A 1,297-nucleotide genomic window follows, 5' to 3' on the forward strand; every position below is an offset into this window, starting at 1 on the left:
GCTCGCCGCACACATCCAGTCCCTGCCCGCCGGAGCCAAGGTCGGCATCAAAACCCTCACCGAACGCTTCCCGGAAAGCGAAGCCCGCATCACCGCCGCCCTGCACGAACTCGAAGCCGAGGGCTACCTCCACCGCAGCCGCGTACGCCTCCCCAGCGGCCGCGTCACCACCCGCACCACCTCCTACAACCAGCCCCGCGCCACCACTACGCCCCCGACTGTCACCGCCGCACCAAAACGGATGCCCCGCAGCAAACCCCCGATCCCGGCCCCCGCGCCACCGCCGCCCGCGTCGCCAGTGTCGCCCGCCGAAGCACCCCGAGAGCAGCCGCCGACGCCCGCACCCACCCCGCCACCTCCGCCGGTCCACGTACCGCCGCCCACCGCCCCCAGGACCCCGCCCCCACCACTCCCCCGACCCCACACACCCACCGACGAACTACTCCGGACCGCCACAGCCGTCCTCGCCGACCTACGCCGCCACGCACCCCAACTCACCCTCTCCGAGAGCGACATCACCACCCTCACCCCCGCCATCGCCACCTGGCTCGAACGTGACACCCACCCCGACACCATCCGCCACGCCCTCACCACCGACCTCCCCGCACCCGTCAAACACCCCGCCAAATTCATCCGCCACCGCATCACCACCCTCCTGCCACCCCCACTCCCCGGCACCACAGCCCTCACACCCCCACCCCGCCGCAAACCCCTCACCATCCCCCTCCAGAACTGCGACACCTGCGACCGCGCCTTCCGCGCCCCCCACCCCGGCCACTGCCGCGACTGCCGCACCCACACCCACACCCGCTCAACCACCCACACCCCCTGAACGGACCCACATGGTCAGCTCACCCCACGAAGCAATGCACCGCATCTTCCAGGAGTACCCCGGCCTCTTCTCCCGCGTCTCCGAAGTCCTCGGCGTCAACATCCCGCCACCCACCTCCGCGACCGTCCTGCCCACCGACCTCACCGAGAACAGCCCCGTCGAACGCCGCGTCGACACCCTCCTGCGCATCGACACCCAACACAACGGCCCCTTCCTCCTCGCCATCGAAGCCCAAGGCAGGAAAGACCCCCGCAAGACCACCAGCTGGCCCTACTACGTCAGCTACCTCCACAACAAGTACGGCGCGATGCCCGTCCTGCTCCTCATCGTCTGCCAGGACCACACCACCGCCCAATGGGCCGCCCGACCCATCACCATCGGCCTCCCCCAATGGCCCACCCTCACCCTCAACCCACTCGTCGCCGGACCCCACAACATGCCCGTCATCACCAACGTCGCCGAAGC

Annotated in this window: 1 protein-coding gene and 1 pseudogene; both read left to right on the top strand. The window is 70.0% G+C overall.

Annotated features, from left to right (window positions below):
- Positions 1-832 (top strand): helix-turn-helix domain-containing protein (locus tag ACZ4LX_RS38200; protein WP_467652025.1); only part of this gene is annotated, 832 nt, incomplete at its 5' end.
- Between the two features lie 10 nt (positions 833-842).
- Positions 843-1,297, top strand: a pseudogene (locus ACZ4LX_RS38205) (hypothetical protein); the annotation flags it as partial.

It is taken from the genome of Streptomyces sp. NPDC026062 (assembly GCF_055568375.1).